Origin of the sequence: Marinobacterium sedimentorum (assembly GCF_024267675.1) — a bacterium.
GTDB lineage: Bacteria > Pseudomonadota > Gammaproteobacteria > Pseudomonadales > Balneatricaceae > Marinobacterium_A > Marinobacterium_A sedimentorum.
This window is the reverse complement of sequence record NZ_JALDYX010000066.1, coordinates 1-7103: the sequence shown is the minus strand read 5'-3', so window position 1 is coordinate 7103 and position 7103 is coordinate 1. Positions and strand designations below refer to the sequence as shown.

Genomic DNA, 7103 nt, shown 5'->3' with positions numbered 1-7103 from the left:
GAAACCAGGACTGAAAGCCCCATAAAGCAAAAGGCGCCTGAATCAGGCGCCTTTTATATAAGCGTTTATCGCTCTACGGCTCTCTCAAGCCCAGCTGACTATTTCTGCTACCCGCTATTTCTGCTCGTCAGCCTCAGCGTCATCCTCGCTCGGCGTGCGCACAATAACCCGCCCTAGAACGATACCCAACTCAAACAGCAGCCACATGGGCAGCGCCAGCAAGCTTTGAGAAATCACGTCTGGCGGTGTCAGTAACATGCCCACGACAAAACAGCCCACCACCACATAGGCGCGCTTGCTGACCAGATCCTCTACCGTGGAAAGACCACTCCAGATGACCAGTAGAGTAGCAATGGGGATCTCGAACACGATGCCAAAAGCGAAGAACAGCTTGAGGACAAAATTGAGGTAGCTGCTGATGTCGGTCATCACCGCGACGTTTTCCGGCCCGACACTGGTAAAGAAACCAAAGATAAGCGGAAAAACGACAAAATAGGCAAAGGCAATGCCGCTATAAAAGAGCACGATACTGGAAACCAGCAGGGGTATCGCGATACGCCGTTCGTGGCTGTACAGACCCGGCGCGATAAAGCCCCAGATCTGATGCAGGATAAAAGGCATGGCGGCAAAGATCGACAACACCAGCGTCAGCTTGAAAGGCGCGAAGAATGGCGAGGTCACATCCGTTGCTATCATGCTGGTGCCAGGCGGCAACAGTGCGGTCAGCGGCTCGGACAGATAAGCGTAGAGGTCGTTGGCAAAATAGAACAGACTCAAAAACACGAGCATGACTATGAGTAACGCCCAGATCAGGCGCTGGCGCAGCTCCACCAGATGGGAAATCAGCGGCTGCTCCTCCGCTGCGGACTCCGATTCGTTCAGCTTGCTCATCAGGACTCCGCCTTGTCGCGCGAAGCGGTGCCACTACCCGGTACGGCACTGGAGTCACCGGACGAGACCTGAGCCTCGCCAAAGGGTGCAGCATCGCTCGCACCAGGCGTGGCAGACTTGTAGGGCGTTTTCATTTCGGAGAGCTCTTCCTCAAGCCGGTCTTTCTCGATGGAGGCATTGCGGCGCAGTTCATCCAGCCGCAATTCTTCCGAGATCTCGGTCTGGATACCGCTCACCGTACGGCGAAACTTGCCCACCCATAACCCGAGGGTACGGACCGCCGTCGGGAGCTTCTCCGGACCAAGTACCAGCAACGCAACGACAGCCACAATGAGTAGCTCAGCAAAGCCTATATCGAACATTCAGGGGCCCGTATTGGCTTATTAATCAGCCTTTTTGTCGTCTTTAACGGCTTCTTTCTTCGCCGTGTCGACTTTTGTGGAGAACTGAGCGTCTTCCTCGTTATCCAGCTTCTTCGGATCCTTCGCGTTTTCGCTATCGTCCGACATCGCCTTCTTGAAGCCCTTCAGAGCACCGCCGAGATCGCCACCAATGTTGCGCAGCTTCTTGGTGCCAAACAGCAACAGAAGAATCGCGAGAACGATAAGCAGCTGCCAAACACTAATACCACCAAAACCCATAACATCTCTCCCGAATCATATGGCAGGCAAGGTGCCGCCACCAAGAATATGAAAATGCAGGTGGTAGACCTCCTGACGACCGCCAGGCCCCGTATTGGTCACCGTGCGAAAGCCGTTTTCAAGGCCACTCAACCGCGCTATCTGCGGTAATTTCATCATTATGTGGGCGATCAAGCCTTGATCCTGTGGCTGCAGGTCACCCAGGTTGCAAATATGCTTCCTGGGCACCACCAGCAGATGCACAGGCGCCTTGGGAGCCCGGTCCCGAAACGCCACGATCAATTCATCTTCGTACAGGATGCTGGCCCGGGCTTCATGCCGGGCAATCCGACAGAAAATACAGCCCGTCATGTGTCAATCCTTGCTGCGGGCGGCTTTTTCTTCCAGCCCTGAAAGCCCGAAACGGCGAGCCAGTTCATCCAGTACCGCCTGGGGCGACTCACCCAGATGCGACAGCATGACAAGGCTGTGAAACCACAGATCCGCCGTTTCGTATATCAGATCACTGTTATCGCCACTGATACTGGCATCCTTGGCAGCCAACAGCGTCTCGGTGGCCTCTTCGCCAACCTTCTCCAGAATCTTGTTCAGACCCTTGGCATGCAGGCTGGCAACGTAGGAACTGTCGGCCGTAGCGGTCTTGCGCTCTTCCAGTAAAACACCGAGTTGTTGCAAAACATCATTCATCGGCCGGATTCTCGGACTTTTTATAGATACTGCCAGGCTCTTTGAGCACCGGATCCACCGGCATCCAGTGAGCGCCGTCCAGCACGCTGTAAAAGCAGCTTGCACGCCCTGTATGACAGGCGATGCCGCCCAGCTGTTCCACCTGAAGAAGAATAACGTCGCCGTCGCAATCAAGGCGGATTTCATGCAGCTGCTGCACATGGCCAGACTCTTCGCCCTTGCGCCATAGCTTCTGCCGCGAGCGCGACCAGTAAATGCCGCGCTGCTCTTGCACCGTTAACTGCAGCGCCTCGCGATTCATCCAGGCCACCATCAATATATGACCGCTCTTGTGATCCTGAGCGATGGCGGGAACCAGGCCATCGTTATTCCACTTCACCTGATCGAGCCAGAGTTCTGACATAACTTCTTTTTGAACCTAAAACCGACTGGAGCAGGCAAGAATAACCGAAGCCCCTGTTAACGCCAAGCCACAACGGCCGCAGGCCTAATGCATTAGTAGCAGATAAAAGCCACCCGCGGCCATCAGCCATCCAGCAGTCGACAGCTGTTGCAACCAGGGCCCAGGATCCCCCGCCCCCAGCATGACGGCCAGCACCAGCAGCGCGACGCCACCCGCCCTGGAGCGCCGGCGACGCCGTGCAACAGCCTCCTGCGCCTGCAGGTTCAGCTGCAACTGAGCGCGCTGATGGGCGTCCATGCGCTTGATCTGCTGCAACGCATCGAACACCAATTGCGGCATATGGGGCAGCTTGTCGAGCCACTCGGGCGCCTGCTCCTTGACCGTACGCAACAGCGCTTTGGGACCGACGCGGTTCTTCATCCAGTTCTCGAGGTAGGGCTTGCCGGTCTTCCATAAATCCAGCTCCGGATAGAGTTGCCGCCCCAGACCCTCGACATTGAGCAGGGTCTTCTGCAGCAGCACCAGCTGGGGCTGCACTTCCATATTGAAGCGACGCGCGGTCTGGAACAGACCCAGCAGTACCTGTCCAAAGGAAATATCCTTCAGTGGCTTCTCGAAAATAGGTTCGCAAACGCTGCGTATGGCCGTTTCGAACGCATAGAGGTTGGTATCCGGCGGCACCCAGCCGGAATCTATATGCAGCTGTGCCACCTGGCGGTAATCGCGCTTGAAGAAGGCCAGAAAGTTACGCGCCAGATAGTTCTGATCCTCCGGTGTCAGTGAGCCCACGATACCGAAGTCCACCGCCAGGTACTGCGGCTGTGACGGATTCTCGCGCGACACAAAGATATTGCCGGGGTGCATGTCGGCATGGAAAAAGCTGTCCCGGAACACCTGGGTAAAGAATATCTCGACACCGCGCTCGGCCAGCGCCTTCATGTCGGTGTGCTGCGCCTGCAACTGCTCGATATCCGCCACGGGGATGCCCTGAATCCGCTCCATGACCAGCACGTTGCGACGCGTCAGGTCCCAGAATATTTCGGGTATATAGAGGATCTCGGACTGTTCGAAGTTGCGCCGCAGCTGGGAGCCGTTGGCCGCCTCCTTGCGCAGATCCAGCTCGTCAAAAATAGTCTGCTCATACTCGCGCACCACTTCGACCGGGCGCAGCCTGCGACCCTCAGGCCAGCTCCACTGCAAGAGCTGGGCAAAGGTATAGAGCAGATCGACATCCTTGCGGATGATGCGGTCTATCCCTGGACGAACCACCTTCACCACCACATCGCGGCCGTTATGCAGCCTGGCAACATGCACCTGGGCCACCGAGGCCGAGGCCAGCGGCTCGGCTTCAAACTGTGCGAACAGCTCGCCCACAGGCTTGCCCAGCGCCTTTTCAACGATCAGGCGTGCCTCCTGCCCCGGGAAGGGGGGCACCTGATCCTGCAGCCGCTGCAGCTCGAATGCGATCTCATCCGGCAGCAGATCACGCCTCGTCGACAGCATCTGGCCAAACTTGATAAAGACCGGCCCCAGCGCCTCGAGCGCCAGGCGCAGTCGCTCGCCCTGCGGCTGCTGCACGGCAATAAAGTAACGCCAGGGCAGCAGACGCAGGCACAGCCGCATGTACCAGGGCAGCGGTACCTGATCAAAAAAGGTATCCAGCCGATAGCGGGCCAACACTCGAGCAATCTTTACTATGCGCAGAAGTCGTCGCACCTGTAGGGAATCCTGTCTGACTGACTAAAACTAAAAGGCGAGGGCCAAGCCTGCCGCGCCCAAGTGTGCCTGCTGGCCGCGAACAGGTAAAGAAACGGACACCAATAACAGGCAACCCGGCTGGCGGCACCAGAAACAGAAAAGCCGCCGGACAGTGCCGACGGCTTTTGCAATTCAGACCATGAATTACATGGACTTGCGTTCCTTCTCGACCAGATAGTCGACCACTTCCAGCATCTGACGGTGCCCGCCTGCGGAGGCTGCGGTAACGCGATACTTGCCATTGACCACCATGGTCGGCACGCCGGTGATTTCATAGCTGCGGGCCTTGGACTCGCCCTGGTTCAGCTTGGTGTTAACGGCAAAGGAGTTCATCAGCTTGCCGAACTTCTCGCGATCTACGCCCAGCTTACCGTAAAACTCCACCATGTCTTCCGGCTTGGAAAAGCGCTGCTTGTTCAGATGAATCGCGTCAAACATCTGCTGATGACTCTTGTCGACCACATCCATCAGCTCAGCCGTGTAGTAGGCGCGGGCGAAAGGCTCCCAGCTGCGCCCGAAGACAACCGGTACGCGCACAAACTGCACGTCGGCGTTCTGGCGCTTGTGCCAGCCGGCGACCAGGGGCTCAAAGCTGTTGCAGTGCGGGCACAGGTAACCAAACATCTCGGTGACCTCAACCCGTGCCGGATCCGCCGTCTTCACAGCGAAGGGCAGCGTTTCGTACTGCACACCCTCCTGAAACGGCTCAGCCTCGGCAGCCCAGACCGTCAGCGACATCATCAGTGCCACCAGACCAACACAGAATTTTCTAATCATATTCCCTTCTCCGAAAAGCTGTAGATATACGGGGACTCTCTTCAGCCACCAAAGTTCACTCAGGCCGCGACACCTACCGGACGCTAACAGCCTGTACAGGTCTCCAAGACAACAAAGGCAGCCTAAGCTGCCTTAACAAAACCCTGGCTGAACGCAGAGGATCAGTGCAGACCCTGAACGTAGGCGGCAACAGCCTTGATATCGTTGTCGCTGAGCTTGGCTGCGATGTTACGCATCATGCTGTTGGGGTCATTCGCACGTGCACCGTCGCGAAAAGCCTTCAGCTGCTTCTCCACATAGGCCGCGTGCTGGCCGCTCAGCGCCGGGAAGCCGGCCGATGCGACACCGGTACCATTGGGAGAATGGCAGGCGGTGCAGGCAGCGACGCCCTTGTCCTTCAGACCGGCGCGGTAAATCTGCTGACCCGCAGCAACCTGATCTTCCGGGGTCTGACCGATCTGTACTTTCTGGCTGGCAAAGTAGGCCGCTATGTTGGCCAGATCCTGATCGCTGAAACCGCCCAGCAATCCGGTCATTTCAACGACCTGACGGGAGCCCGCCTTGATTTCCTTCAGCTGTTTCAGCAGATAGGCTTCTTTTTGCCCGGCCAGCTTGGGGAAGTTCGGTACCGCACTGTTGCCGTCGGCGCTATGGCAAGCGGCGCATACAGCCGTGTTGGCCTTCCCGGCCGCAGCATCACCTGCGGCCTGAGCCACGCCAGAGATTCCAAAGGTCACCAGTAAGCTGATCAGTAGTTTATTCATCGACTAGCCCAGACTCTTGCTTGATAAAGTTTGAGTCCACCCCGGCGCACCGGCGTAAACTTGTATTCAGTGTATTGCCTTGACTGGCAGTTATACGCAGCCACAGGTAAAATTTGGCGGCATTATAACCAATACCCACATAAACTGGAACGGATACAATCTGTTCTGCCGCCGACCAAGGCACCAAAGCGAGCCCCTATGCCCACCTCTGATACACCCATCAAGTACAACAGCGCCGTTTTCAACACCAGTGCGGCTCGCCTGAGCCAGTGCCCGGAAGACGCAGGCGCCGAGGTTGCCTTTGCCGGCCGCTCCAATGCTGGCAAGTCCAGTGCGATCAACACCCTGACCAACAATTCCAAGCTGGCCCGCACCTCGAAAACGCCGGGGCGAACCCAGCTGATCAACTTCTTTGACCTGAATGTTCCGGGCACCCGCATCGTCGACCTGCCAGGTTATGGCTACGCCAAGGTACCGGTGGCCATGAAGGAACACTGGCAGAAGCACCTGGATGCCTATCTGCAGAAACGCGGCTGCCTGCGTGGCGTGGTACTGGTAATGGATATTCGCCACCCCATGAAGGAGTTCGACGAAATGATGGTGGGCTGGTGTGAATCCACCGGCATGCAGCTGCATGTACTGCTGACCAAGTCTGACAAGCTCAAGCGCGGCCCGGCCCAGAGCACCCTGCTCAGCGTGCGCAAGGAACTCAAGGCTCGCCTGGGCGATAACGTCAGCGTCCAGACCTTCTCGGCACTGAAGAAAAGCGGTATCGAGCAACTGCACAGCCGCCTCAACAGCTGGCTGCAGCTCGACTCAATCGACGCTGAAGCCGACGATATCGATGCAGACAACGATGAAGAACTGGGTGACGACGACGCCTGAGCCGATGGAGAATAGGGATAATAGAGGTATAAAAAGAAGCCCTGCAACTGGCTGGAAGGGGAATTACAGACAGGTGTAGGGCTTCAACGCATGCTTCTTATGTCAGAGATCACTACCATGGCACAGACAAATGTGAAAATGTGACTCTGCGTATCTATTGAGTCACCGGGCGCCAAGAAAGTTCCGGAGCGGTTAAACGCTATGTACTTAACACCCCCTGAACCCTCTGGCACTATTAACCTGTATATGGTCTCCTCCCGTATTGCAAGGCTTTGAAGTTGGATGCCAGGGACAGGA

The 7103-nt window shown here is 56.9% G+C and carries 10 protein-coding genes; 1 reads left to right on the top strand and 9 read right to left on the bottom strand.

Translation table 11 applies throughout. From position 1 onward, the window contains the following. Positions 1 to 114 precede the first annotated feature (114 nt). From tatC to MRS74_RS23275, 9 genes are all read right to left on the bottom strand, one after another. Positions 115 to 891 (bottom strand): twin-arginine translocase subunit TatC, encoded by a 777-nt coding sequence (gene tatC, locus MRS74_RS23315; protein WP_254582682.1) that lies wholly within the window; start codon positions 889 to 891, stop codon positions 115 to 117. Further along, positions 891 to 1253, bottom strand: a complete 363-nt coding sequence (gene tatB / locus MRS74_RS23310; protein ID WP_254582681.1) for a Sec-independent protein translocase protein TatB — start codon at positions 1251 to 1253, stop codon at positions 891 to 893. The genes tatC and tatB overlap by 1 nt, the downstream gene beginning before the upstream one ends. A 21-nt stretch (positions 1254 to 1274) precedes the next feature. Next, on the bottom strand, positions 1275 to 1532 hold the full coding sequence (gene tatA, locus MRS74_RS23305; protein ID WP_254582680.1) for a twin-arginine translocase TatA/TatE family subunit: 258 nt from the start codon (positions 1530 to 1532) through the stop codon (positions 1275 to 1277). Between the two features lie 15 nt (positions 1533 to 1547). Then, complete coding sequence (locus MRS74_RS23300; RefSeq protein ID WP_254582679.1) at positions 1548 to 1883, bottom strand: histidine triad nucleotide-binding protein; 336 nt, start codon at positions 1881 to 1883, stop codon at positions 1548 to 1550. Between the two features lie 3 nt (positions 1884 to 1886). Continuing rightward, positions 1887 to 2219: a phosphoribosyl-ATP diphosphatase gene (locus MRS74_RS23295; RefSeq protein ID WP_254582678.1), complete on the bottom strand. Its 333-nt coding sequence runs from the start codon at positions 2217 to 2219 to the stop codon at positions 1887 to 1889. Beyond that, positions 2212 to 2622 carry a phosphoribosyl-AMP cyclohydrolase gene (gene hisI / locus MRS74_RS23290; protein WP_254582677.1) on the bottom strand — a complete coding sequence of 137 codons (411 nt, stop codon included), beginning with the start codon at positions 2620 to 2622 and terminating at the stop codon, positions 2212 to 2214. The genes MRS74_RS23295 and hisI overlap by 8 nt, the downstream gene beginning before the upstream one ends. A gap of 84 nt (positions 2623 to 2706) precedes the next feature. After that, on the bottom strand, positions 2707 to 4338 hold the full coding sequence (ubiB, locus tag MRS74_RS23285; RefSeq protein ID WP_254582676.1) for a ubiquinone biosynthesis regulatory protein kinase UbiB: 1632 nt from the start codon (positions 4336 to 4338) through the stop codon (positions 2707 to 2709). A 186-nt stretch (positions 4339 to 4524) separates the two neighbouring features. After that, on the bottom strand, positions 4525 to 5157 hold the full coding sequence (locus MRS74_RS23280) for a thiol:disulfide interchange protein DsbA/DsbL (protein ID WP_254582675.1): 633 nt from the start codon (positions 5155 to 5157) through the stop codon (positions 4525 to 4527). A gap of 161 nt (positions 5158 to 5318) precedes the next feature. Further along, positions 5319 to 5921 (bottom strand): c-type cytochrome, encoded by a 603-nt coding sequence (locus MRS74_RS23275; RefSeq protein ID WP_254582674.1) that lies wholly within the window; start codon positions 5919 to 5921, stop codon positions 5319 to 5321. A gap of 198 nt (positions 5922 to 6119) precedes the next feature. Between MRS74_RS23275 and yihA the strand changes: the two genes are divergently transcribed. Then, positions 6120 to 6806, top strand: a complete 687-nt coding sequence (yihA, locus tag MRS74_RS23270; RefSeq protein WP_254582673.1) for a ribosome biogenesis GTP-binding protein YihA/YsxC — start codon at positions 6120 to 6122, stop codon at positions 6804 to 6806. The last annotated feature ends 297 nt before the right edge of the window (positions 6807 to 7103 follow it).